The following is a 26,289-nucleotide window of genomic DNA, read 5'->3' as shown; positions in this document are numbered from 1 at the left end:
GCTTCAGAGCATCGCCTTCAGCGGCGTGTCCGTGTCCATCAGCAGCTCCGGCGCGATCACCGCCTGCGCCTCCACCAGCTTGCGCCCCTGCGCATAGTCGCGGGTGGCGTTGACGCAGTCGAGCGCCACCACCTGGCCGGCGCGCAGATAGATCACCGAGAAGCTGCGTGTCGCCGGATCGCCGCGCAGTACGGTGGCATCGTAATCGAAGGCGAGTCCAACGGTTTGCAGCTTGAGGTCGTACTGATTGGACCAGAACCACGGCAGCGCATCATGGGGCTGCGGATCGCCGCAGATGTCGCGCGCGGCGGTGTTCGCCATGTCATGCGCATTGCCGACGCTTTCCAGCCGGATCACCGCATTGCCGGCATGGCGGTTGGCATGGGCTGCACAGTCGCCGATGGCGTAGATGTCAGGCAGGCTGGTGCGGCAGAATTCGTCCACGTCCACGCCATTGGCGCCGGCCGCGCCAGCCGCGATCAACGGGCCGATCGCCGGGACGATGCCGATGCCGACCACCGCCATGTCGCAGGCCAGCGTCTCGCCGCCATCCAGCCGCACGGCGGCGACGCGGCCGTCCACGCCTTCGACACATTCGACCGTCCGGCCAAGGCGGAAGCGCACCCCGCGTGCCTCGTGCTCCGCCTGGTAGAACTGCGCCAGATCCGCGCCGGCCACGCGGGGGAGCACGCGGTCCTGCTGCTCCACCACGGTGACGTCGCAGCCGGCCTGCACCAGCACGGCGGCGCTTTCCAGACCGATATAGCCGCCGCCCACCACCACCACGCGGCGGGCACCACCCTGCAGTTCCGCCAGCAGCCGATCCGCATCCGCCCGATCGCGCATCGCATGGATGCCGGCCAGATCCGCTCCGCTGCAGGACAGGCGCCGGGGATCGCCGCCGGTGGCCCAGATCAGCGTGCCATAGGCAAGCGTGCGGCCGCCGCTGATGCCCAGCTGCTTCGCCATCGGATCGACCTTGCCGACATTGGTGCCCGGCAGAAAGGCGATCTGCCGTTCCGCCCAGAAGGCGGGTGGACGGATCAGCATGCGTTCGAAGCTCTTGGCGCCGGTCAGATATTCCTTGGACAAGGGCGGGCGTTCGTATGGCAGGTCGCGATCGCGCCCGACCAGCAGGATGGAGCCGGCAAAGCCATGCTGGCGCAGGGCAATGGCCGCCTGCGCCCCGGCATGGCCGGTGCCGACGATCACCACGTCAGCACCGGTGATGCTCCCAGCCTCTCCCCCGCTCTCGCTCATCGCTGCAGCAGGCTGCGCGCCTGCCCGGCCAGATGCGCCAGCATCGCCGGCGTCACCGGGGTGGCGGCGCGCGCCCGTGCGGTCATCCGGCGCAGCGACTGGACTGCATCGGTATGCTCGCCCAGCCAGCCGCGCACTTCGGCCAGCGGATCGCGCCCGGCGGCCGGTTCCTGCAACCGTGCCTGCAGGAAGGCGAAGCGCATCTGCTGGAAATCGCGCGCGAGGCCCGACACCAGCATCCGGTCCCACGGATCGGAGGGGGCCATCACCGCCGCGCGGGCCTGCGCCCAGTCGAGGCCCAGCTCCTCGCCCAGCATGATGAAGGCGTTGGCCAGTGCCACCGGACCCTGCCCAGTAGTGCGCGCCAGCCGCGCCAGGCCGATGGCGCCGTCGATGGCGAACAGCCGGGCAACCGCCGCCGCCAGCTCGGCCGGCGCACCCGCTTCGGTCAGCGCAGCCTCGATCGCGCCGGCATGGCCGCGCGCCTCCGCCGCCAGCAGATCGTCCACATTGTTGACCAGTTCGACCACCTGGTCCGCCATGTCGGTGATCGTGGCCGACGGGGTCGTGCTGTCGCCGGAGCGCAGCAGATCGGTCATGTGCCCGCGCAGCGCCAGTGCCGCCTGGTCGAACAGCATCAGCCGCGCCGCTTCGGGCATGGCGGTCGCGTCGATCGCGTCCCACAGGGCTTCCATGCCCAGCAGGTCGCAGGCGCCGACAAAGGCGGCCGCCACATGGGCCAGCTGCGCGCCTTCCTCCGCCGCCAGCATGAAGGGATGGATCACGCCCATCCGGTTGATCATGCGATTGGCGATGGACGTTGCCACGATCTCGCGGCGCAGCTGGTGGCCCAGGATCTCGGGCCGGAAACGTTCCTGCATGGTGGCCGGGAAGTCGGCCAGCAGGATCGGCTCGGCCGAAGCGTCCGCCGCCAGTTCGCTGCCCTCGATCGCGGATTGCAGCGCCAGCTTGGTGCTGGACAGCAGCACCGCCAGTTCCGGCCGGGTCAGCCCCAGCCCGTCCGCGGCCCGGCGCGCCAGCTCCTCCGCCCCGGCCAGTCCTTCGGTCCGGCGGTCCAGATCACCGCGCTCCTCCAGCCCGTCGATCAGGCCGGCCAGCGACGGCACCGCCGCCGCGCCGCCGCGCTCGGCAATGGACAGCGCCAGCGCCTGCAGACGGTTGTCCTCCAGCACCAGGGCGGCGACCTCGTCCGTCATCTCGCGCAGCACGGCGCGGCGGCCATCCTCTTCCAGCCGCCCCGCTGCCTTGGCGGCGGCGAGCGCGATCTTGATGTTCACCTCGTTGTCGGAACAGTCGACACCGGCCGAATTGTCGATGAAGTCGGTGTTCGACCGGCCACCCTTCAGGCCGAATTCGATCCGCGCCGCCTGGGTGATGCCCAGATTGGCGCCTTCGCCGATCACCGCCACGCGCAGGTCGGCCGCATCGACGCGCAGGGTATCGTTCGCCGGATCGCCCACATCGGCATGGCTTTCGCCGCGCGCCTTCACATAGGTGCCGATGCCGCCGAACCACAGCAGGTCCGCCGGCGCCTTCAGGATCGCGGCGATCAGGCTGTCGGGATCGAGCGCCTCGTCCTCCACGCCCAGAGCCGCACGAACCTCGGCCGACAGTTCGATGCGCTTGTCGGTGCGGGGCCAGACGCCGCCGCCGGTGGAGATCAGGCTGCTGTCATAATCCGCCCAGCTGGACCGGGGCAGGTCGAACAGGCGCTGCCGTTCCGCCCAGCTGGCGGCCGGATCGGGCGCCGGGTCGATGAAGATGTGCCGGTGATCGAATGCGGCGACCAGCTTGATCGCCTTCGAGAGCAGCATGCCGTTGCCGAACACGTCGCCCGACATGTCGCCGCAGCCAACCACGCGCACGCTTTCGCTCTGCACGTCCACGCCCCGTTCCAGGAAGTGGCGCTGCACCGAGATCCATGCGCCGCGGGCGGTAATGCCCATCGCCTTGTGATCGTAGCCGTTGGAACCGCCGCTGGCGAAGGCATCGCCCAGCCAGAAATCGTGTTCCTCCGCAATCGCGTTGGCGGTGTCGCTGAAGGTAGCGGTGCCCTTGTCCGCCGCCACGACGAAATAAGGGTCGGCCCCGTCGCGGATCACGATGCCTTCGGGATGCACGGTGCGGCCGCCCTGCAGATTGTCCGTCACCGACAGCAGCGTGCGGATGAACAGCTTGTAGCTGTCCTTGCCTTCCGCAAACCAGGCGTCGCGGTCCACAGCCGGACTGGGCAGCTGCTTGGGGTAGAAGCCGCCCTTGGCGCCTGTCGGCACGATAACGGCGTTCTTCACCCGCTGCGCCTTCATCAGGCCCAGCACTTCGGTGCGGAAATCATCCCGCCGGTCGGACCAGCGCAGGCCGCCGCGCGCGACCGGCCCAGCGCGCAGGTGAATGCCTTCCACCCGGCGCGAATAGACGAAGATCTCCCGCCACGGCACCGGCCGGGGCAGGCCGGGGACGAGCGACGAATCCAGCTTCAGCGCCAGCGCTTCCTGTCCGGCGGGCGCGAAGGCGTTCGTGCGCAGCACGGCGTTGATGGTGGCCCAGTACAGGCGCAACAGACGATCATCGTTGAGCGCGCTGACCTGCGCCAGCCCGCCGGTGATCGCATCCGCCTGTTCCCGCGCCGCCGCATCGCGGTCCCCGGCGAAGGCCGGGTCGTGCAGCACGCGGAACAGCTGCACCAGCGCGCGCGTCACCGCGGGCGCGCCGCGCAGCGCATCGACCACGGTGTAGATTGTGAAGGCGACGCCTGTCTGCCGCAGATAGCGGTAGAAGGCGCGCAGCCAGTCGGCCTCGCCGGCGACCAGCGCGGTACTGGTGACCAGGCGGTTGAACACGTCGTCTTCCGCCCGGCCATTGATCACCGCCACGATGGCGGTCTCGATCGGCGCCGCCCGGTCGAGCAGGGCCGCCGCATCACCGCCGCCGGTCAGCTGCAGGCTGAAATCGTGAATGGTGTCGGCATCGTCGCCGGCCAGTTCGGTCGGCATTTCGGCCAGCACGCGAAATCCGAAATTCTCCAGCGCCGGGACCGCGTCGGACAGCGGCATGGCGCCGCCCGCCTGGTACAGCTTCAGCCGCAGCTGGTCCGCCGGATCGTTGTTCGCGCGGTACAGCCGGGCATCGCGGCCCAGCGGCCGTTGCGGTTCGGCCACCGCCAGGTGGCGCAGCCGGGCAATGTCCTGCGCCGCCTCCGCCGCGCCATATTCGGTGCGGTAGCTGGCGGGGAAGCACTCGGCATAGCGGCTGGCGAGCGCAGCCGCCCGGCCGGGCTCCTCCAGTCCGCCCAGCGCATCTTCCACCGCATCGGACCAGCCGCGCAGCATGGCCTGCAGCCGCGCATCCACGGCAGCGGGATCGACCGGCCGGCCAAGGCCGCGCACGTCCAGCACGAAGCGCAGGGTGGCCAGCGTGCCGCCCTCCATCTGCATGGACCAGTCCAGCGTTTCCGCCCCGATGGCGTGTTCCAGCAGTTCCTGCACCTGCCGCCGGATGGAGGAGCCCAGCATGTCGCGCGGCAGCCAGACAAAGGCGAAGATGTGCCGCTCCAGCGGGGCCTGCACCAGCGCCAGGCGCGGGCGCGGACGGTCGGTCAGCGCCATCATGGTGGTGGCGACCCGCTCCACATCGTCCACCGGGAAGCCGATCAGCAGGTCGTGCGGCAACGCGGTCAGCGCATGGACCAGCCCCTTGGCATCGTGGCTCCCGTGCGTCAGGCCATGGCGCTGCAGTATGTCGGCCAGCTGGCGGCGCAGCACGGGCATCTGGTCCGGCGGAGTGGCCAGCGCGGCGCTGGTCCAGATGCCCGCGTGGATCGACAGGGCGGCGACACGGCCCCCTTCGAACACGGGCACCAGGAACAGGTCCAGCGGCACGCGGCGATGCACGCGCGCGACGCGATTGGCCTTCACGATCAGCGGCGCGGCGCCCGAACGGCCACTTGCTGCTGCATCGAACCAGGCAAAGGCGCGGGACAGGGTTTCCTCCGCCAGCAGATCGGGCTCGCCCGCCCGGCAGATGCCCAGCAGATCCGTGGCGGCACCGTCGCGCACGATGGTCTGGTGGCCCAGCAGCGTCAGCCGGTCCGCCGCCAGCCAGCGCAGCAGCGCGGCATGCTCGCCATCGGCCAGCCGGTCGGCGTCTTCCTCCAGCACGTCCTTCATCCGCGCCCAGTCGGCCACGGCTGCGCGCACATCGGCCAGCGTCACCTGCAGCTGATCTTCCAGCGCGCGGCGGGCGCGGGCGTCCAGCCGCGCAATCTCCAGATAGATCATCGACTCGCGCGTCTCGCCCGCGGCGGAGCTGTCGGGCAGATCCAGCAGTCGTCCGTCCGCATCGCGGCGCACGTGCAGGATCGGATGGACCAGCATGTCGATCGCCAGACCCTGCGCCGCGACGGCCCCTGCGACCGAATCGACCAGGAACGGCATGTCCTTGTTGACGATGGCGATGCGGGTGGAGCGTTGCCCCTCCGCCCCGCTGCGCACCAGCAGCGCGGCTTCCGTCCGCGGACGCTGCCGGGCGGCTTCCAGCAGGAAGGCGGCAGCCTCTGCCAGCTGCGGCCCGGTGAAGCCGCCTTCGTTCGGCAGCAGCGATGCCGTGATCTGCGCCTGCAAGGTCGCGATCAGCGCCGCATCGTCCATCGGGCCAGTCTCTCCGGTCGCCATCGCCTGTCCTCTCAAAATCCAGCTGTTCGCACGATTATGTCACGCCGCTGTTACTTTATCGTTCCCGCGTCCTGTCAGCCGAGCGCGGCTTTCGTCAACCGCAGAGACTCTTCGCGGGCGGCGGGATCGAAGGTTGCGCCGGCCACGATGATCTCGTCCGCGCCTGTCCGTTCGACAAAGCGGCCGATCGCGGCGCGCACGGTGGCCGGGCTGCCGACGGCGCGGATCTTCATCATGTGTTCCATCATCGCCAGCGCCGCTGGCGGGGCCGTGTCGCGGTAATGCGGCACTGGCGGCGGCAGCTTGCCCGGATCGCCGCTGCGCAGGCGCACGAAGGACTGTTCCTGGCTGGTGGCGAGCAGTTGCGCCTCCGCATCGGTCTCCGCGGCGAACACGTTCATGGCGGCAGCGACATAGGGCTGCTCCAGTGCGACGGAGGGGCGGAACTGGCTGCGATAGACGGACAGGGCCTGATCTAGGTGATCTGGCGCGAAATGGCTGGCGAAGGCGTAAGGCATGCCCAGCCGCGCGGCCAGCTGCGCGCCGAACAGGCTGGAGCCGAGCAGCCACATCTGCACCTGCGCGCCCAGGCCCGGCGTGGCGGCGATCGGCAGGTCGGTATCGCCGGTCAGCAGCGCGCGCAGCTCCAGCACGTCCTGCGGGAAGGCCTCCGCCGCCCGGTGCAGATCCTTGCGCAGCGCCTGCCCCAGCACCGGCCCGGCCCCGGGCGCACGGCCGAGGCCCAGGTCGATCCGGCCGGGGAACAGCGCATCCAGCGTGCCGAACTGCTCCGCGATCAGGAACGGGCTGTGATTGGGCAGCATGATCCCGCCCGATCCGATGCGGATGGTGCGGGTGGCATTGCCGATATGCGCCAGCACCACGGAGGTGGCGCCGCCGGCGATCCCGTTCATGGTGTGATGCTCCGCCACCCAGAACCGGTGATAGCCGGATTCTTCCGCCACCTGGGCCAGGCGGGCCGCGGCGGCGAGGGCCTCGCCAGCGCCTTCGCCTTCGCGGATGGGAACGAGATCGAGGACGGAGAGCGTGGTCATGGGATGCTTTCGATAAGGCCGGCGACATTGCGCAGCAGCAGGGTGATCTGTTCGGGGGCGGACAGGCGGTGGTCGCCGCCCTTGATCAACGTGACCTGCACATCCGCACTGGCGAGCCGTTCAGCCAGCTGCAGCGACAGCGCCGGAGGCACCACCTCATCCGCCTGGCCGTGCAGCAGCCGGGCCGGGCAGGTGAGGGCAATAGGGGCATCCAGCAGGCGATTGGCCTGTCCGTCCGCCCAGAACAGGGGATGCGTGGGCGTCGGCGGATGGCCGTAGGCGTTGGGACGCAGCAGCGTCTCGCCTGCGGCCAGTTGCGCCTGCTCGGCCGCGTCGAAGCCCCAGTCGGTGAAGTCGGGCGCGGGCGCGATGCCGACCAGCCCGGCCACACGGCTCTGCAGCCGCAACGCCACCAGCAGCATCAGCCAGCCGCCCATGGACGATCCGACCAGCACCAGCGAACCATCGGTCAGCGCCCCTGCCAGTGCGACCGCCTCGTCCGCCCAGTGGGTCAAGCTGCCGGCGGCGAAATCGCCGTCGCTCAGGCCGCAGCCGCTGTAATCCAGCAGCAGGCAGCCATGGCCGGCCGCCTGCGCCTGTTCGAACAGCGCCGTCGCCTTGCCGCCGCTCATGTCGGACATGTAGCCCGGCAGGAACAGCACGGTAGCGCTGCCGGAGCCTGAGCGGGCGCCGCGCACCAGCCGGTAGGCGATGCGGCGGCCATCCGGCATGGCGAAGAAGGCAGGATCGGCCATGGCGGGCAGATGGAGGCGGGCGAGGCCATCGGCAAGGGCGCGCGGCAGCCCAACGGATCCCCCTTCAAGCCCGGCCCTGCGCGGCCAAGCAAAGATCGGACCAGCTGGCTGAGTATTCCGCAAATCATCCCGTCCCGATATGGAACATGGCTACTGCAGCGTCTTACTTGCAGCTGCATCTTGTTTTGCTAACGGCAAGTCAGACGTTGTTGTACCAGGGGATGGCCGATGTTTTCTTTCTTGAACAGAGATCTCACGCTTCGCAGCTGCTTTGATTGGCAGATATTGATCGGTCTCGGTGGTGATGACCGGCTGACCAGCACGCACAACAACACGTCGCTGTTCGGCAATGGCGGTGATGACGTTCTCAACACCACCATGCTCTTCGGCTATAACTACACGCGCGACGTGCGCGCCTGGCAATCTGGTGGCAGCGGCAACGACAAGCTGTTTGTCCAGGCTGCCAGCGCCGCCAGCTACACTGGCATCTTGCTGGACGGTGGTGACGGCAACGACACCATCGAAGGATACAGCTACATGCTGGATTCCACCGGTTGCCGCACCACGAAGTCCGAAATGATCGCAACTGGCGGTTCGGGCAACGACACGATCCATCTCGAAGCCACGATCGAGAATTCGGACGGCCACATCACGAACAAGGCATTCGGCGGTTCGGGCAACGACACGATCTACCTGTCGGCCGACACGCTGCGCAGCAATGACGGATCGACCGGCTACAACTACGCCGAGGGCGGCTCTGGCAATGACACCATCACCGCGCGCGGCTATGGTTCCACGCAGGACAGCCTGGTGAACGTGCTGTACGGCGAAAGCGGCAACGACACGCTGACCGCCTACATCCACAACAAGATGGGCGCGAGCTTCCTGTATGGCGGCGACGGGAACGACACGCTCAGCACCTTCGGCGGCGACGGCAACAAGCTGTATGGCGGCGCCGGCAATGACAAGCTGATCGGCGGCGAGGGTGACGACATCCTGTTCGGCGGCACCGGCAACGACATCATGAGCACCGGCGAAGGCATCGACACCGTCGTGTTCGGCTGCAATTCGGGCCAGGACGTGCTGACCCAGTTCTGCCTGTTCCGCGACACCATCGCGTTCGAGGATGGCCAGGCGTTCAAGTCGCTGTCGGTTGGCGCGACGGGCACGACCCTGACCTTCACCGATGGCAGCACCGTGCTGGTCATGGATGCGTTCACGACCGACCTGACCGCCTATTTCGGCTGATCGGTTCGTCGATCCGGCAAGGGCCGGGGCCGCCGAGAGGCGCGCCCCGGCCTTTTCGTATCCGCTTTTCGCAGGCCGTGTCGCTCCACCGGCCGACCGTTGCGCTCAGCCCAAATCGGCCACCGGCACCTGCAGCCGCGCGACCAGCCCGCCACCCGCAGGCGATTCGAAGGTCAGCGCACCGTCGAAGCGCATCATCAGGTGATGCGCGGTCGGGATGCCCAGACCGAACCCCTTCGTGTTGCGCTGCCGGGCGGCATCCAGGCGGAAGAATGGCTGCAGGATCGCCTCGAAATAGCTTTGCGGAATGCCGGGCCCCAGGTCGGCAATGGCGATGACCCACGCTCCTTCGCGCTGCTCGATCGCGATCTGCGCCGCCCCGGCATGCCGCACGGCGTTCTCCGCCAACGCGTGTACCGCCAGGGCGAGCGGTTCGCGATAGGTGGTCACCCAGGCATCGTCGCAACCGGCGATCGTGACGGCATCGCCAAAGGCCTGCAGCTGTTCTTCGAGGAAGGTCTTCAGTTCGACCGGCTCCGGCGATGCATCGAGGTGCTGCGCGCGCAGGTAGTTCTGCAGTGATGTCAGCAGATCGTCCATCTCGGTCGCGCTGCCGGCGATGATCGCGGCGACTTCCTCATCCTCGACAAAGGTGGCGGCGATCTTCTGCCGGGCGAGGGGCGTGCGCAGATCATGGCTGATCGCCTCGAACGATCGCGCCTGATCCTGCAGCAGCCGGGCGATCCGTTCCTGCATCACGTTCATCGCATGGGCCAGGTCGCGCAGATCGCGGGGCCCATGGCTCTCGTCGATGGCGACCTCCCGCCCGTGGCCGATGGCGCCGGCGGCATTGGTCAACCGGCGCAGCGGCGCGCCCAGCCGGTTCAGCACCGCCAGCCCGATGCCGAGGATTGCAACGGCCAGGACGAAGGTGAGGACGTTGGCGCGCCAGGCCACCGGCCACATCGTGGAAATGTCATGCGACTGGAAGTTGAGCCAGGTTCCGTCCGACAGCTGCAACGACCCGATCAGATCCTTGCTGTTCCGGCTGGTGGGCACCAGCGTGAGATGCAGCGCTCGATCAGCGAGGGCCGGCTCCCACGCGACGATCCGGCTGGCAATATCGACCAGCATCTCGTCCCGCGGGCGGCGCGTGACCCGGGGTGTCGACGAGATCTCCGCCACCAGATGGCTGGTCGTCATGCTGCGGGCCGTCTGGTCGGGGGCGATCCCGTGCAGGCGGTCGCTGACCACCAGCAGTTCGGCCACCCGGCGTGCATGATCGTCGCGCAGGGTCTGGCGGTCGATGATCTGGTAGAACATCAGGCTCCCGGCCAGCTGCACCAGGCAGAGGGCCAGGAAGACGCATCCGATCAGGACGGCATAGCGCGGATACTGGAACCGTGGCACCGCCTTTGCATCCTATCTTCAGCTATCGTGCCGATTGTCTCCGCAGGCACGATCCCAGCTTACAGGTGCAAGGTCAACCAACCGTCGCGGGGCGGACCGGCGCCCCCGACCGCCAGCCGTCAGCCGAAATAGCTGCGGTACAGCGCCCCGGTGAAGTAACCCCCCGCCATCACCGGCGCGTCGGGATCGACCATGGTGTAGGCACCGCCCAGGATGGTGACGCCGTCATCACGCAGCTGGTCCACCGCCTGGATCGTGGCGTCCGGCTTTGTGTGACCCCAGCGGACCACCACGCAGACGCCATCGGCATGGCGGGCGATGGTGCGCGCATCGGCCACCGCCAGCACGGGCGGGAGGTCGAGCACGACATGATCATATTCCCGGCGCGCGCGGTCCAGCAGCTCGGCCATGGCGGGGCCTTCGAACAGATCCTGGCTGGTGAAGTGTGCGGCGGCGACGGACAGGGTGGCGAGACCGGACGTCTCGTCGATCGTCACGGCCTGCTCCAGCGTGATCTCGCCCCCCAGCAGCTCCACCAGCCCCTGTTCGGGCCGATGCGGCAGCCGACGCGACACGCGGCCATTGCGCAGGTCGCAATCGATCAGCAGCGCGCGGGTCGAGTTGATCGCCAGCAGCCGGGCATAGGACAGCGCCGTCTCCGTCTTGCCTTCGCCCGGAATGGCGGAGGTGAAGGCGACCACCTTGCCCTTGCCGCCACCGGCCCGGGACAGGGAGGCGCGCAGGTTGCGGATCGCCTCGATATACAGGGTCGCGCGATTGGCGGTGATCGTATCGGCCGGGTCCGGATCGTGGCGGGTCTTTCCGCGCAAGCCGCGCCGACCCGCCAGCGGAATGGACGCGAGCAGGCGCAGGCCCAGCACGCTCTCGAAATCGTCGATCGTGCGCAGGCCGCCGCGGGACATCTCCACCGCCAGCGCGCAGCCGATGCCCGATCCTGCGGCGACCATCATGGCCAGCGCCAGCAGCACGGAGCGCGGCGGCCCGTCGGGGCTGACCGGCGGCTCGGCCGCGTCGACCACTTCCACCTGGGTGATCACGGCACCGCTCGACTGCGTGCTTTCCAGCGACAGTTCGTTCATGCGGTCATATTGCGCGCGGGCGCTGGCGGCATCCCGCTCCAGCCGCTCGGCCTCTGCCGAGGCGCGGGTGTTGGTGGCCCGCTGGCCCTCGAGCGAGGACATGCGGCTGCGCAGGGCACCCACTTCGGCACTGGCGGCGCGCGCCTGGGCCTGCAGGGAGGTGACCACCCGTTGTCCTTCGTCCAGGATCTGCCGGTCGATTTCCGCCAGCTGGTCGCGCACCCGGATCGCTTCGGGGTGGCGGCTGTCGTAACGGGTTTCGATCTCGCCCTTTTCGCGCAGGATCTCCGCCCGCTGGTTGCGCAGGTCGCGGATGACGTTGGAACCCTGCACCGCGGCGACCGCGTCCACATTGCCGCTGGCCAGCTGCGAACTGGCGACCTGCGCGTTGGAACGGGCCGATGCCGCCTCGCCTTCGGCGGAGGCGAGCTGGCTGGACAAGGTGGTGATCTGCTGGTCGGCGACCGTGCCCGAGCTGCCGGTCTGCGGCAGGCCGGTGCTGGCGCGGTAATTGGCCAGGCGGCTTTCGGCCACGGTGACTTCGCTCGCCAGTTCGGTCAGCCGTTCGCGGAAGAAGCCGGCCTGCCGTTCGGACGTGCCGGAAGAAGAGCGTGCGCGCAGGTCGATATAGGTTTCGACCAAAGCATTGGCGATCTCGGCCGCCTTTTCCGGATCCTCGGACTTGAACGACAGGGAGATGATGTAGCTCAGCTGGTCGCGGCCGATGCCGGTGCGGCGGCGCACGGCATTGACGGTGCGGGAGATCAGTGCGGCCGATGGCGGCCCGGCCGCCAGTGCATCGTCGCCGGCGAATTCAGGATCGCGATACAGCTCCAGGTCGCGTACCACCGCTTCGGCCAGCGCGCGGGAGGACATCAGGCCCGTCTCGGTCTCGATCGCCTCGGCGTTCAGCACGCTTTGCGCGCCTTCCTGCTCCATCGGGTTGAGGGAAGGGTCGACCCGGATGCGCGACACCGCCTGGTAATCGGGCGACATGCTCATGATCGCGGCCAGCGCGACGGCCAGCACGATCGCCGCGACGGCAGCCGCCAGCTTCCAGCGGCGGCGCAGCGCGCCACCTAGGCCGCCGATCAGGGCGCCTGCGGTACGCGGGGCCCGCTCACGGCCCGCCCGCGGGGTTTCGGTCCTGTCCTGTGCGTCGAAGCTGTCGGTGGTCATGGCCGTCCTCATGGATGGATCGTCAGCGTCAGCAACGCGGCGAGTTCGTCAAAATCCGCCACGCCGATCGTGGCGGGCCGGGCATTGCGTCTGGTCCAGGTCAGCCCCAGCCGCACATCGTACCAGCGCGGGGCGAAATATTCGGCCGATGCGCCGGCCTGGCGAACCCGGAAGTCGACCGGGGAGCGCCCATATTCGATCTTGCCCAGATAGCCGGACACACCCAGCAGCAGGTTGCGGCGGACGGATCGGTCGACCGACAGCCGGGCGCTGCTTTCGAAAAAGGCGTCACCGCCGATCGGCGCCTCCTGCAGCAACCGGCGGCCGAGCAGGGTGACATTGGTCAGCGGGTCGGCGAACCAGGTCACTTCCCCTTGCGCGGAGAAGCCGGAAACGGGGTCGTAGGTCGGGTCGTCGAAACTGCGGCGGGTGTAGCCGGCGGCGATCGTGCCGCGCAGACGGCCGGGCAGGTCCGCATTCAGGCCCGCCAGCAGGCGCCAGCTCTGGCCGTCGCGCGTCGGCGCCAGCGGGGTGCCGGGCAGCTGGTAGTCGATGACCACATAGCTTCCCTGCACATAGCCGACCGCGCCGGGAGAGAAGGCGTATTCGGCCTGGCCCGCACCCGTCCAGTCGCGCCGGTTGCGCGCGCCCTGGCTGATGACCGTGCCATCGCCGGCTTCCAGATCGTCGTAGCTGTAATCCTCCAGCGCGGCGGTGGCGCTGAAGCGGGTGCGGCCCACCTGGCGCGCGGCGCGCAGAGCGCCGAAGCCGCGGCGAAACCGTGACAGGATCGCGGTCGAGGCGTCGAGCCCGCTGGTGTAGGGCTCCTCCTGCACGCGGGACACGCGCGCCTCCGCCTCCACAGTGCCGTAATCGCCGACATTCAGCAGGCCGCTGGCGCCCAGGTTCCATTCGGTCCGGTTCAGCCGATCCTCCCGCGCATAACGGGTCAGGACGGCGGAAGCGTTCAGATTGAGGCGGTGGCGCGCCCAGTCGGTGCGCACGTCGACGCTCGGATTGACGCGCACGAAGACATCGCCATCGGGATCGCCGCCAGCCAGGAAAGGATTGTTCGACGCGCCCACACCGGTGGAGACCCGCGGCAGGATCAGCAACGTGCCGCGCCTAATGCCCAGCGGGCCGTTCTCCATCATGACCTGTTCGCGCAGGGACGTGTTGCGACCCTGATCGAAGTCGAAGGGAAGCACCGGATCGATGATGATCCCGTCCTGCACCAGCGCCTGCCCTTGCGCCTGTGCGGCCGGGGCGCAGCAGGCCGCCAGCAGCAAGGCACACAGGCGTGATCCGCGCTGGCGGAGGCGGCCGGTCGTTCTGGTGATCATGATTGCCGGGCCGTTGCCTAGAACAGCCGTTCGCCGATGCGCAGCGTGTCGCCCGGCCAGATGCGCAGGTCGGCCGACAGGCGATAGGCCTGCTCGCCCGCGGCGCCGGCTTCCCGGATATACAGCACCCGCTTCTCCGACCGGGGCGTGAAGCCGCCGGCGGTGGCAATCGCGTTCATCGCAGTCAGCCCGGTGGCGAACTCATACCGACCAGGCTGGCCCACCTCGCCAAGGATGTAGTACGGGCGCAGCGTGACCAGTTCGACATTGACGCGCGGGTCCTTCAGGTATCCATCCGCCAGGCGCGTGCGGATGGCCTCCGCGACGGCGTCGGCGGTCTGTTCGGTTACCGGAACGGCCCCGATCAGCGGCACGGAGATGGTGCCTGCCGGGCCCACCGGGAATTCGCCCGACAGGTTTTCTTCGCGATAGACGGTTACCCGGACCCGATCGCCCACGCCCAGCTGGTAACCGTCATCCACCACCCGATCGGAATAGCGCGGACCGCTGGCGATGGTGGTATCGGCGCCCAAGGATGCGCAGCTGCTGACCAGAAAGGCCAGTAAGCAAATCAAGACACGCACTGAACAGACCCCCAGTTTTCCGGAACGCATCAAGAAAGCGAACAGAACGGCAATTTCCTACGCCTCGGCTTCCGCCTTGGCAAGCAAGGGCGCCGTGCTGCGCCGGGCCGCGACAGGACTGCTTCATTTTGGCGCGGAATGAAAATGCACTGACCTGCAACTGTTTGCGCCCCTGGATCCGGCGGGCTACGGGCCGGTGCATCGTAGCGGAAGGGCCAGAGATCATGCGGAGGAAGGCTGGCGAACTGGTCGGCATCCAACATCTGCGCGGCATCGCGGCGCTGATGGTCGTGGTCTTCCACCTCCTGCCTCCGCTCGCCCGGATGGGCTATTCCGGAGGCTGGCCCACCGGGCTGGCCGGCGGGGTCGACATCTTCTTCGTGATCAGCGGCTGCATCATGTGGATCACCACCGATCTGCGCCCGCAGACGCCGCTGCAGTTCCTCAGGCAGCGCATCATCCGGCTGGTGCCGCTGTACTGGGCGGTGACGACTTTTACCCTGATCCTGCTGCTGCTGGCGCCCGGCCTGCTGCAGACCGCGCGGTTCGATGCCGCCCATGTGACCGCGTCCTATCTGTTCGTCGCCTGGCCCCATCCGGTGACGCCGGCGCTGGAACCGCTGGTGATTCCCGGCTGGACCCTGAACTACGAAATGTACTTTTACCTGCTGTTCGCGCTGGCCCTGCCGCTGGCGGGGCGCGCGCGCATCGTGAGCGCGCTGGGCGGACTGGCTCTGGTGGTCGTCGCCGGGTCGATGCTGCGGGTGCCGCCGGCGAGTCTCCCCGGCTTCTATACCGCGCCGATCCTGCTGGAGTTCGCCTATGGCCTGGCGATCGGCTGGCTGTTCACCCGCACGGACCTGCTGCAACGCCTGCCCGCCCACGTTGCCGGACTGCTGGTGGCGGCCGGGCTGGCAGCGCTGCTGGCGCTGCCGGTGCTGCAGCCGGGCTGGCCGCGTTTCGTTGCCTGGGGGTTGCCGGCCGCGGCAATCCTGTCGGGTACGCTGGCGCTAGAACTGCACAACCGGGTACCACGCCTGGGGCTGCTGCATGCGCTGGGGACGTCGTCCTACTCATTGTATCTTGTGCATCCCATGTGCCTTGCGGCCATTACGCGAGGGTGGCAGGCGCTGGGGCCGGCGGGGGAACAGGGCTTGCTGGGCTTCGGCATCGTGGCGGTGATCGGCTGCTGCCTTGCCGGCGCGGCGGTGTTCCTGCTGGTGGAGGCGCCGCTGCAACGTCTGCTGCGGCCGCGCGGTGCGCCGGGCATGGCCAGCCGGCTGGGGATGCAGGCAGCGCCCTGACCCGCGGCTGCTCTTGCCGCTTGAGCGTGGCGGCAAGCTGGCGCAGAGCCAGTCACAGGCGCCGCCAGGCATGAAGTTTCGGCACTGCCATTCCGGGGGAAAATATGACCAGCATTCGGCGGATCGTGATGATCGCCCCGCATTTCGAGGAATATGCCTTCCTGCTGGCGCGGGCGCTGGCGCGCGATGCGGCGGTGTTGCTGGTGGTGGATACGGGGCGGCTCGACGCCGACTATGCCGATCGGTCGCGCCCTGCGGCGCCCGGGGTGACGCTGCGCCATTGCCGCTTCGGCGCGGCCGAGCTGCCGGGGCTGGCGCTGGCGATCGCGCGTTTCCGCCCGCAGGTGCTGCATTGGCAGGAGCCGTCCGGCCTGGTGAAGGCAGTGATGGCGGCGGTGACGGTCACGCTGGCCGGCCCGTTCTGTCGCACCGCGCTGACGATCCACGATGCCGTGCCCCATTCCGGGCGCGATGCCAGGGTGGCCGCGCGCCTGGCGCCCGTGCGGCGGTTCACCCGCGCCCGCGTGCAGCGCCTGTTCGTGCACGGGCCATCCTGCGCGACGCAATATCTGCAGGAATACCTCCCCGCCCCGCATCGCGATGCGCGCCTGCGCCTGACGGAGCATGGCACCATCCTTTCCGGCGCGCCGGTGCCCCCGCCAGCGGAGTTCCGGGTGCTGATGTTCGGCCGCATGGAGGCGTATAAGGGGCTGGACGTGCTGTTGGCGGCATGGCGGCAATTGGCGGCCCGGGGCGTGCCGGCCGCGCTGGAGCTGGCGGGGTCGGGACCGGAGCTGGACCGGCTGGGCGCCGATTTCGCCGCCTTGCCCGGGGTCACCGTCACGCCGGGCTACATCTCCTCTGCCCAGGTGATCGACAAGATCGGCGCGGCCGACGCCTTGGTGCTGCCCTATCACAGCGCCACGCAGAGCGGCGTCCTGGCCGCGGCGATGGGCAATGGCCGCTTCGCCGTGGCCTCCCGCGTGGGCGGCATTCCCGACACCATCCAGCATGGCGTCAACGGCCTGCTGGTGGAGCCGGGCGATGCCGACGGCCTGGCGGAGGCGCTGGCCGGGCTGGCAGCGGATGCGGATCTGCGGCGGCAATTGCAGGCGGGCGCCCGCCGGACCGCCGAGGAACGGCTCGATTGGCAGCAGATCGCCCAGCGTATGCTGGCAGACTATTGATTTCACTGGGCCTTTTGGTGCCCTGGCGAACATGGACCATTAGCGGAAAGCACCTAGGTTAATAGGGCCACGCAACATGGATCATTAAGAGGCACTAAATTGGGTTAACTGACAATGTAGACTTAACTCATACCCCTCGATCCTAAACCCCGAAAAGTGGCGACTTTCGAGGAGTTAGACGATGACTGAAGTCATTAATGGTTCTGCAGGGAATGATTTGTTTCACGGTGGTGACGACACGCTTTTGATTGGCGGTCTAGGTGACGATGTTTATTATCTCTGGTCGGCGACTTCGCGGCCGGTCGAACAGGACGGTGAAGGTCACGACACCCTTTATGCCGGCTTCTGGGGCGCGATCACGATGCCCGAAGGGTTCGAGGTGCTGTGGCTGACCACGATGGGCAGCATCGCAGGCACCGGCAACAGCACCGCCAACGAGATCCACGGCGGCCCGGTGATGGCGACGCTGAACGGCAAGGGCGGCAACGATACGCTGTATAGCGGTGCCTCGGCCGACCTGTTCGTGGTGGAAGCCGGCAATGGCAGCGATACGCTGGTCGGCTTCACCTCCGGCTTCGATACGATCCGGCTGGAAGGTTATGGCTTCACCAGCTTCGCGGCGATCATGGGCGCGGCCACGCAGGCCGGGGCCGACGTGTCGATTACGCTGGGTGCCGGGGAGACGCTGGTGCTGGCCGGCATTGCGCTGGCCGATCTGCAGGCCGCCGATTTCGGCTATTCCAGCGTGGGCGGACCCACCCCCGAAGGTTTGGGCCGGATCAACGGCGAAGGCACGGCCGCGGCCAACGGCCTGTATGTGCACAACAATGTCTGGGGTGCCCACGGCCTGACCCCCAATGTCGATTTCTTCATCGACAGCACATACGACCCGAACGACGTTTCCGCCGCGACGACGTTCCACTGGGATTTCCCGGCCACGACCGATCCCCACGCCCCGGTGCGCGGCTATCCGGAGGTCTTCTTCGGCGCGGCGCCGTTCGGCGACGTGATCAATGCGGCGGACACGACCCGCACCTTTCCCGTGCAGCTGTCATCCATCCAGTCGCTGACCACCAGCTTCGACACGACCATGGCGGGCAGCACGGGCAGCTTCAACATCGCCTACGACATCTGGCTGACCAGCGTGCCGCATGGCGGCGGGGGCGAGGTCACCAACGAGATCATGATCTGGACCCATGCGCACGAATTCCAGCCCTGGGGCGACAAGGTCGGCGAATTCCAGGTCAACGGCATCGATGCCGAGGTCTGGCATGTCGGCACCTACACCGCGGTGATCTTGGCGGACGACCTGATGGCCGGCACGATCGATCTGGTCGCCTTGTTCGCGGAGCTGGAGCAGCTGGGCATCGTGAGCCAGGAAGAATGGCTCGCCTCCGTGCATTTCGGGGCGGAGATCATCGGCGGTGTCGGATCGCTGGCGATCAATGCCTTCGATATCGAGATGACCGCCAAGGGTGCGGACGGGACGCTGACGACCACCCTGGTGGACGGCACGGGCGCGCAGGTTCTGGATGTGCAGGCGCCGAACCCCGACGCAGGCACGCCGGGGCTGACGGCCGTGCATGACGAGTTCGGCCTGCTGACCGGCTATACCAGCCAGCATGAGGATGCCGTGGGCGATCCCCTGATCCGCCAGTACGACACCGCCGGTACGCTGACCGGCTGGGACATCATCGTCACCGCGCCGGACGGCCATGTCTTCACCAAGCACTTCGATGCCAAGGGGGTGCAGACCGGACACGACGCCGTCTTCCAGCAGGGCGATGCGCTGGGCCTCGCGTCCTACGACAGCACTGGCGCGCTGCTGAGCTTCGCGCACGAATTTCAGCGCGGCGCGGGCAGCACGGAGACCCTGCTGTACGATGCCGAATGGCAGGTGGCCGGGCGGGAGCTGCAGACGGTGTCCGGCAATGCCACCACCACCAGCTACTACGCAGCCGATGGCAGCCTGACCGGCAGTACGGTTGAAGTGACGGGCCCCAAGGGCGGGCTCACGCGGGTCGAGCAGCGCGGCGTCGATGGTGCGCTGGACCGATACACCGTGGCGACGATGGATGCGGATGGCGTGCTAACCGTGCGGCATCATGACGGCAATGACCGCTTCCTGGGCGCCGAACAGCGCTGGGTACAGGCGGACGGAGTGACCGTGCAGGCCGATTTCGACAGCGCCTGGGCAATGACGGGCCGCACCTATTACGGCACGGCGGCCGATGACACGCTGCACCTGGCGGCGGGGCGCAACCTGGTGCTGACCGGCGGCGGCGCCGATCACGTGATCGCCAGCTACGGCACCGACATCATCCATCTCACCGCCGGCGACCAGCCCGTGACGGTCGACGGTTTCACCGCCGGGCAGGACAGGCTGGTGCTGGATCTGGGCGGCGGCGGCGATGTCATCGCTGCCAGCACGGCTTTCGGCTCAGGTGCCGCCACGCTGACCTATGATGCGGCCAGCGGCATGGTGCTGTTCGATGCCGACGGGGCCGGCGCCGGTGCTGCGGTGAGCGTAGCCCAGCTGGCGGCGAACCTGATGCTGGGAAGCGGCGACCTGATGATCGCCTGATCCCGGCCGCGCGGGGCGGGGCAGGCACAAGCATCTGGCGGGCGGTTCTGGCACAGATCGGGACCGCCCGCTTCGCCGTGTGCGATTGCCGCTTATCCGGCCGCCTGCTACTCCGTGCCGCGCAACCCGCCGGAGCCACCATGCAACAAACTGACCTGCGCGGCTGGCGTGAGCTGTCGCTGGACGATCTGCGCCAGGCGCTGGCCGCCATCGTGCTGGGCGGCGTGGTGTTCATCAGCGCCACGCGACTGACCCTGCTGCCGGGCGATATCCTGGTCGCCAACGATTTCAGCGGCGAAGGCAATGTGCTGCGCCAGCTGCTCTATCTGGTGGGCGTGGGCCTCATGCTGGTCACTGCCGATCCGCTGCGCCAGCCGGCGCGGCTGCTGGCCGTGCCGGTGTCGGTCCTGATCCTGCTGGCGTGGTGCGTTGCCAGCCTCGGCTGGTCGGTGGCGCCGGGGGTAGGCCTGCGCCGGCTGGTGCTGGCGGTGCTGGTGATCTGGATGTGTTTCCGCTCGGTCGACATGCTTGGCCCGCGGCGGGCACTGGCGGTGGTGCTGTACGTCTCGCTGGGGCTGCTGGTCGCCAATCTGGTGGCGGTGGCGACGGTACCGGTGGCGGTGCACCGCTTCCGGGGCGTGATCCTGGATGATTCCATTGTCGGGGCCTGGCGCGGAATCATGCCGGAAAAGAACGGCGCTGGGCTGCTTACGGCGGTCACGATCATCCTGCTATGCTTCGGCGTGGGCCGACTGCCGTTGCTGGTGCGCATCGGCTGCATCGGGCTGGCGGCAATATTCCTCTACGGCACCCAGTCCAAGACCGCGATCGGCCTGGTCGGGATCGGCATCGTCACGGGCGGGCTGTACCAGCTCTATACCCCGCAATGGCGGGTGTTCCTGCTGCCGCTGCTGGCGATCGGCGGCGCGGCTGCGGTACTGGCGGCGTGGACCTATGTGCCCCCATACCTGCTGGAACTGGACAGCAGCCTGGCCGCGTTCACCGGCCGCATCCAGATCTGGCGGGTGATGGTCGACTATATCGCGGACAATCCCTGGCTGGGTGCCGGCTTCGGATCGGTCTGGAACGTCGGGCCGACCTCTCCGGTCTACCGCTACACCACGTCGCACTGGATCACGACGATGATCGCGGAAGGGCACAACGGCTATCTGGATCTGGTGATGCAGATCGGCATTCCGGGCGCAGTGCTGGCGATAGGCGTGCTGTTCGTGCTGCCATTGGCCAAGCTGCTGACCCTGCCCGCCGCTGCGCGGGACCTGGCAGGCGTGTGTCTGGGGGTGCTGATCTTCTCCCTGTTCCACAACCTGACCGAATCGACGATCCTGTGGCCCGATCATTTCGGACAGGTCATGATCGTGATCGCCGTGGCGGTGACCAACCGGCTGTGCGGCAGCTGGTGGCGACCGGGCCAGGTGGTCACCGGACGATCCGACATCCACCGCCCGCCCGTGCGTGCAGACCGAACCGAACTGGCATGAACCACTGGCTGGCGGACAAGGCCGGACGCTACATCGCGGCAGCGCTCGGGCCGATTGCGGTCGCGATCACCCATTTCGGCCTGGCGCTGGTGCTGTTGCGGCTGCTGCCGCCCGCCGCCTTCGGCACCTTCTCCTTCCTGCTGGTCGCCACGCAACTGAGCTGGGGGATCTGGAGCGCGCTGCTTTGCGCGCCGTTGCCGGTGTTCCTGGCCCGTGGCGATGCAGCCGCACGGGAGGCAGGGGAAGGGACGCTGCTGCGCCTGAACCTGCATGGCGCGATCCTGTCGGTGCCGGTCTTTGCCGGGCTGGGTCTGGCGCTGGAGCTACCGCGCATCAGTGCCGCCTGCTTTGCCCTGTTCGGGGCGGTGGCACTGCTGCGCTGGTTCGGGCGCGCCTTTGCCTATGTCCATGGCCGGCAGGCGCGCACGATGATGTCGGACCTGCTCTACAGCGTGGTGGTGGTGGCTGTGCTGGCCTTGCTGGCGGGCGTGCTGGGGCAGGATGTGGAGCTGTCATGCTACCTGGCGCTGCTGGCGGGGGCGGCGGCCGGCCTGGTGCCGTTCGGCCGGCTCTACCTCGATCGGCTGGGCGGCTGGCGGCCGGCGCTGCTGCGGGCAGCGCTCCGCGACTATCGCACGATCTGGCAGGGCCAGTCCCGCTGGGCGCTGCTGGGCGTGATGACCACGGAAGCGACCGCCAACGCCCATGTCTATATCGTCACCGCGATCAGCGGCGCCGCCGCCTTCGCCCCCATTGCGGCCAGCGCGCTGCTGCTGCGCCCGGTCAACGTGGCGCAGAACGCCCTGGCCGATTTCGAGCGGCCGATGCTGGCCCGCACGATCGGCGCCGGCGACCATGCCGCGATCCCGCGTTCGCTGCTGGTGTTCCGGCTGGCGCTGATCGGCATCTGGCTGGGCACGATCGCGGTCGGTGCGGCGCTGTTCCTGTGGGCGCCCGACCTGCTGTTCCCGCCCGCCTACGACCTCCAATTCCTGGTGATCGCGTCGCTGCTATGGGCGCTGTTCGCGCTGCTGCGCCTGCTGCAGACACCGGAAAGCGTGCTGCTGCAGGCCGCCGGCGAGTTCCGCGACCTGGCCATGGCCAGCGTCTGGTCCGCGCTGGGCAGCGTGGTCGCGGTCACCGCGCTGGTGTTGCTGGCGGGCACGCTGTGGTCGATTGGCGGCATCGTTGCCGGTGCGGTGGTCTATCTATGGTGGACCTGGCGCTTCGCCCGCCGCTGGTTGCGGGGCGTGCCGGGCGCCTGATCAGGCCACCACGGGAAGCGGCGCGCGCTTGCGCCCGGTCCGTGCCGCCAGCCAGCGGGTCAGCGGCCGTTCCAGCCAGCGGAAGATCAGCCAGCCCGCCAGATTGCACGCGACCAGCGCCAGTGCGACGAACAGCACGGGCCCGGCCGACATGGTCGCCAGCGGTGTGCGTTCCCACACGGCATACAGCACCATCAGCATCAGCGGATGGAACAGATAGGTGCTGTAGGATGCATCGCCCGCCGCTTCTGCCAGCAGTCCGGCTCGGGGGAAGCGATGGCCCGCATGGCTGGTGCACAGCCAGACCGACAGCCCGCCTGCCACCGCGAACAGCGCCTGCCACCAGATCGGCATCGGAAAGCCGCCGCCCGCCGCCAGGAAGATCGCGATCGCCGCGCCCAGCACCAGCATCGTCGCGGCGATCGGGTGCCGCACGCCGTGCCAGCGCACCCGGCGCAACTGCACCAGCCCGATCAGCAGGCCGATCACGAACAGCAGGGTGACGGGATCGGACCAGAAGGGCAGCGGACTGGTCGGATCGCGATAGGGCACCAACGGCCAGACCAGCGACCGCAGCGCAATCACCAGCGGGAAGAATCCGATCAGCACAGGCAGGCCGACCCGGCGCGGCAGCAGCAGCGTGGCCGTGAACACCGCATAGAACAGCATCTCGTAATTGAGCGTCCAGCCCTGGCCCACGATCGGCCGCGCCGCCTCCATTCCCGCACCCGCATAGGGGATGAACAGCAGCGACCGCACGATCATGTCAGCCGTCAGCGCTTCGCCCCGCGCGACCAGCGCCAGGGCGAAGGGGATCGTCGCCAGCCAGTACAGCGGCACCACGCGGACGATGCGGCGCAGGGCGAAGCGGCGGGCCGCCTCGGCCGATCCGAACTCGCCATGGGCACTGTGGATCATGATCAGCCCGCTGATCACGAAGAACACCGCCACGCCCAGCCATCCCAATGCCCAGGCCAGCCGGTAAGTCTCGTCCGGCAGGTTTCCGCGGCGGATCGGATATTCCAGCGCATGGGTGGCGACCACTGCGGATGCGGCGACCCCACGCAGCGTCTGAAGGTGAACCAGTTTCGGCCTTGCGGGCGCCATTATCCGAACCTTGTACTGTAGCATGCCGGCTGCAGGTGATCGGCCCGCCGGCAACGCTGGCCTACCACGTTGGCGACATCATGGCATGATGATCATCGGCCTCGCCCGGAAGGCGGGCTGACGGCGGAGCTGCTGACGGGTCAAACGCCGGCAAGGTCGGATCCGCCCTCAATCCGCAGTCTGTTGCAATGCCTGCGCCAGCTGGGCGGCGGCTGTCGGCCAGCCCAGCGCGGCGCGCACATTGCCGGCCTGCGCCTGCCCCCGCTGGCGCAGCGCGTCCGGATCCGCCGTCGCCAGGAAGGCAGCCGTTTCCGCCACATCCGCCGTCGGATTCACGATCAGCCCGTCAAACCGGCCGACGATGTCGCGCGCTCCGGCCAGGTCCAGAGCGATCGGAAACATGCCGCAGGCCAGCGCTTCCAGCATGATCAATGGATAGGAATCGATGGTCGACAGATGCACCAGCACGTCGCTGGCACGCAGCCGATCCATCAGCGCGGCCGGCGCGATCAGGCCCGTCAGGGTCACGCTATCCGCCAGATCGTGGTCGGCGATCATGGCGCGCAATCGCACAAAGGTCGCCTCGTCCGCGCCGCCGGCGATCTCCAGCGTGAACGGTACGCCGCGATCCCGAAGGGCGGCGGCCACCTCGATCACCTTGAACGTGCCCTTCTCGCGCGAGAGGCGGCTGGCATGGAGCAGGCGCAGCGGTCCGGTGTCGTCCGCGCGCGGGACCGGCTGCAGCACTTCGGCGGGCAGAAAGGTGCTGATCGCGCTTTGCGGCACGTCAGCCGGCAGGGCGATCTCCTCCGCCTGGGTCGGCGCCAGCAAGGCGATCCGTTGTGCGCGCCCCAGCAGCATGCGGCTGAGCGCGCGCAGCCGGGGATCGCGTTGCGAGCGCCAGTTGCGGCCCAGATGCGGCGTCACCATCACCCGCAGGCCCAACGCCCGCGCGATCAGGATGTAGGCAAGATCCGGCAGGTTCACATATTGCAGCCATACCACGCCCCGGCCGCCCAGCCGGAACCGGACCACCCCGCCGATGCCGCCGAGCAGCTGAGGCAGGGTACGGGCGGAGAGATAGGCGGTATATGTGCCGCCGTGGCGGACCTTGGACGATGGCAGATGGTCGGAGAGGGCCTGCATGGCCCGGCTGCAGAACGTCTCCACCCCGCCGAAATGGCGGGGGGAACCGCCGAGCACCAGGATTCTCATTCCTCGTTCGGTCCCGTCCAACCTTGTGTCGCGGGCACCGCATCGGCGATCACCTGGCGTGCCGCGCGCTGCTGCAGCACCGCCAGCAGGAAGGTGCCATTGCCCAGCAGATAGCGGCTGGCCAGACGGCGCGGCTCCTGCAGCAGGCGATAGCCCCACTCCAGCCGCAGATTGCGCACGATCTGCGGCGCGCGGGCGACACGCCCGGCGGCAAAGTCCAGAAAGGCGCCCACGCACAGGACCGGCGCCGACAAGGCGGCGTGGTTGCGCATAGCCCACAGTTCCTGCCACGGATTGCCCATGGCCACGATCACCAGGCTCGCGCCGGAATCGGCAATCTGCCGCACGATCTGCGGCTCCTCGTGCGGGGAGAAGTAGCCATGTTGGGCGCCGACAATCCTGATCCCATGGCGCTGTTCCAGCAGCGCCGCGGCATCCTGCGCCACCCCTGGCCGGCTGCCCAGCAGAAAAACGGGGGTTCCGGCCGGCAGGGCGTCAAGCAGTGCCGGCGTAAGATCGGTGCCGTTCAGATTGTCGGGGAAGCTGGCACCATACAGCAGGCGGCTGGCGAGATCCACGCCGATGCCGTCATTGAACACGGTCGCGTGGCGCAGCGCCTCCCGCAGATCGGCCCGGCTGTTCGCCAGGTTTGCCGTATGGGCGTTGCAGAATGCGAACATGCCCGATTGCCGCCGCGCAACCTTGTCGACGATCAGGTCGATCGCCTGCGGGCTGGACAAGGCGGCGACATTTACGCCCAGGATCTGGCGCACGTCCGGTACGGCGCGCATGTCCGGTCGACCAGGTGTCACGGCCAAGGGGTAGGCATGGACCTGTTGCGCGGTCGCAGGTGAAGGGCTGCGGTGACCTGAAGTGCTCAGCACTACGCTTGCATGAAGGCCTTCAGCCGTTTCAGCATATCGGGCGTCACGGCGCATAGTGCCTCCGGCGACAAGTAAGATTGAAGAAGAGATTGCGGATTGATGCACTGACGTTTCAGATCGGTTATCAAGACTAGCCGGATTACCAACCCTCGTGACTTTTCAATTAGCAGGTCAATCCGGCGGAGCAATGATCCGAAGGCAGTGGTTTGCCGATGTGCCAAGCCGGTACAGAACCGGACGACTCGTGTCATACGCCAGACAAAGCGAGATTCGGCGAAAGAACGCGCAATCGGGCGTCCGGATCCACCATGGTGGGCAAAATTCGCATGCCGGAAACCGGCGCGTATTATGGGCGCGGTCACTCTGGGCGCAGAGTGGTCCAGGCGCAGGGCGGGGTGCAGCATAGCTGCCTTCCGCCGGTCAGTGCTGGGGCAGATGAAGGTCCGTCAGGGTCCGGTCAGAAGGCCCGGTCGTGGACCACGACACGAGCGGTCGCGAAGATGATGCGGATGTCGCGCCAGATGCTCCAGCCCGCCAGATATTCCAGATCGGCCTGCAGCCGCCCGGTGAGATCGCTTTCCTTCTCCGTCGCGCCGCGGAAGCCGCGCACCTGCGCCAG

General features: G+C 68.2%; 19 protein-coding genes. 7 read left to right on the top strand and 12 right to left on the bottom strand.

All coding sequences use genetic code 11. The annotated features are described in order from the left end of the window. Positions 1-3 precede the first annotated feature (3 nt). The 4 genes from D5S08_RS03310 to D5S08_RS03295 form a co-directional block, all read right to left on the bottom strand. Positions 4-1,260, bottom strand: coding sequence for an NAD(P)/FAD-dependent oxidoreductase (locus tag D5S08_RS03310; RefSeq protein ID WP_121115554.1), 1,257 nt, complete (start codon positions 1,258-1,260; stop codon positions 4-6). Further along, positions 1,257-5,951 carry an NAD-glutamate dehydrogenase domain-containing protein gene (locus D5S08_RS03305; RefSeq protein WP_121115552.1) on the bottom strand — a complete coding sequence of 1,565 codons (4,695 nt, stop codon included), beginning with the start codon at positions 5,949-5,951 and terminating at the stop codon, positions 1,257-1,259. The genes D5S08_RS03310 and D5S08_RS03305 overlap by 4 nt, the downstream gene beginning before the upstream one ends. A 74-nt stretch (positions 5,952-6,025) precedes the next feature. Next, the gene (locus tag D5S08_RS03300) at positions 6,026-7,006 is read right to left on the bottom strand and encodes an LLM class flavin-dependent oxidoreductase (RefSeq protein ID WP_121115550.1); all 981 of its coding nucleotides are present in this window, start codon (positions 7,004-7,006) and stop codon (positions 6,026-6,028) included. Beyond that, positions 7,003-7,761, bottom strand: coding sequence for an alpha/beta hydrolase (locus D5S08_RS03295; RefSeq protein ID WP_121115548.1), 759 nt, complete (start codon positions 7,759-7,761; stop codon positions 7,003-7,005). Before D5S08_RS03295 ends, D5S08_RS03300 begins: the two co-directional genes overlap by 4 nt. A 285-nt stretch (positions 7,762-8,046) precedes the next feature. Between D5S08_RS03295 and D5S08_RS03290 the strand changes: the two genes are divergently transcribed. Then, the gene (locus D5S08_RS03290; protein ID WP_162301915.1) at positions 8,047-9,009 is read left to right on the top strand and encodes a calcium-binding protein; all 963 of its coding nucleotides are present in this window, start codon (positions 8,047-8,049) and stop codon (positions 9,007-9,009) included. A 105-nt stretch (positions 9,010-9,114) separates the two neighbouring features. Here D5S08_RS03290 and D5S08_RS03285 read toward each other — a convergent pair whose 3' ends face one another. From D5S08_RS03285 to D5S08_RS03270, 4 genes are all read right to left on the bottom strand, one after another. Continuing rightward, on the bottom strand, positions 9,115-10,419 hold the full coding sequence (locus tag D5S08_RS03285) for a sensor histidine kinase (RefSeq protein ID WP_241557197.1): 1,305 nt from the start codon (positions 10,417-10,419) through the stop codon (positions 9,115-9,117). A gap of 119 nt (positions 10,420-10,538) precedes the next feature. Continuing rightward, the gene (locus D5S08_RS03280; protein ID WP_162301914.1) at positions 10,539-12,698 is read right to left on the bottom strand and encodes a GumC family protein; all 2,160 of its coding nucleotides are present in this window, start codon (positions 12,696-12,698) and stop codon (positions 10,539-10,541) included. Between the two features lie 8 nt (positions 12,699-12,706). Continuing rightward, positions 12,707-14,041, bottom strand: coding sequence for an outer membrane beta-barrel protein (locus tag D5S08_RS03275; protein ID WP_121115542.1), 1,335 nt, complete (start codon positions 14,039-14,041; stop codon positions 12,707-12,709). A gap of 17 nt (positions 14,042-14,058) precedes the next feature. Further along, entirely contained in the window at positions 14,059-14,574 is a 516-nt protein-coding gene (locus D5S08_RS03270) for a polysaccharide biosynthesis/export family protein (protein WP_162301913.1), read from the bottom strand. On the opposite strand from D5S08_RS03270, the gene D5S08_RS16830 reads away from it, so the two are divergent. From D5S08_RS16830 to D5S08_RS03245, 6 genes are all read left to right on the top strand, one after another. Further along, entirely contained in the window at positions 14,555-14,767 is a 213-nt protein-coding gene (locus D5S08_RS16830; RefSeq protein WP_162301912.1) for a hypothetical protein, read from the top strand. The two genes, D5S08_RS03270 and D5S08_RS16830, sit on opposite strands and share 20 nt — an antisense overlap. 82 nt (positions 14,768-14,849) lie before the next feature. Further along, the gene (locus D5S08_RS03265) at positions 14,850-15,929 is read left to right on the top strand and encodes an acyltransferase family protein (RefSeq protein ID WP_121115538.1); all 1,080 of its coding nucleotides are present in this window, start codon (positions 14,850-14,852) and stop codon (positions 15,927-15,929) included. A gap of 104 nt (positions 15,930-16,033) precedes the next feature. Continuing rightward, positions 16,034-17,116, top strand: a complete 1,083-nt coding sequence (locus D5S08_RS03260) for a glycosyltransferase family 4 protein (protein WP_121115536.1) — start codon at positions 16,034-16,036, stop codon at positions 17,114-17,116. Positions 17,117-17,297: 181 nt separating this feature from the next. Then, positions 17,298-19,700 (top strand): GH12 family glycosyl hydrolase domain-containing protein, encoded by a 2,403-nt coding sequence (locus D5S08_RS03255; protein ID WP_121115534.1) that lies wholly within the window; start codon positions 17,298-17,300, stop codon positions 19,698-19,700. Positions 19,701-19,840: 140 nt separating this feature from the next. Then, complete coding sequence (locus D5S08_RS03250; RefSeq protein ID WP_121115532.1) at positions 19,841-21,199, top strand: O-antigen ligase family protein; 1,359 nt, start codon at positions 19,841-19,843, stop codon at positions 21,197-21,199. Further along, a complete protein-coding gene (locus D5S08_RS03245) occupies positions 21,196-22,464 on the top strand; it encodes a hypothetical protein (RefSeq protein WP_121115530.1) in 1,269 nt (422 codons plus the stop codon). Before D5S08_RS03250 ends, D5S08_RS03245 begins: the two co-directional genes overlap by 4 nt. Here the strand turns inward: D5S08_RS03245 and D5S08_RS03240 are convergent, their stop codons facing one another. From D5S08_RS03240 to D5S08_RS03225, 4 genes are all read right to left on the bottom strand, one after another. After that, a complete protein-coding gene (locus D5S08_RS03240; protein ID WP_162301911.1) occupies positions 22,465-23,571 on the bottom strand; it encodes an acyltransferase family protein in 1,107 nt (368 codons plus the stop codon). A gap of 168 nt (positions 23,572-23,739) precedes the next feature. Next, on the bottom strand, positions 23,740-24,786 hold the full coding sequence (locus D5S08_RS03235) for a glycosyltransferase family 4 protein (RefSeq protein ID WP_121115526.1): 1,047 nt from the start codon (positions 24,784-24,786) through the stop codon (positions 23,740-23,742). Continuing rightward, a complete protein-coding gene (locus tag D5S08_RS03230; RefSeq protein WP_162301910.1) occupies positions 24,783-25,577 on the bottom strand; it encodes a WecB/TagA/CpsF family glycosyltransferase in 795 nt (264 codons plus the stop codon). Before D5S08_RS03230 ends, D5S08_RS03235 begins: the two co-directional genes overlap by 4 nt. A gap of 550 nt (positions 25,578-26,127) precedes the next feature. Then, positions 26,128-26,289, bottom strand: a 162-nt coding sequence (locus D5S08_RS03225) for a sugar transferase (protein ID WP_175578862.1), incomplete at its 5' end; no start/stop codon positions are given.

The organism is Croceibacterium ferulae (assembly GCF_003660445.1).
Taxonomy (GTDB): domain Bacteria; phylum Pseudomonadota; class Alphaproteobacteria; order Sphingomonadales; family Sphingomonadaceae; genus Croceibacterium; species Croceibacterium ferulae.
The sequence above is the reverse complement of the archived record's forward strand: the minus strand, read 5'-3'. Positions and strand labels throughout refer to the sequence as shown.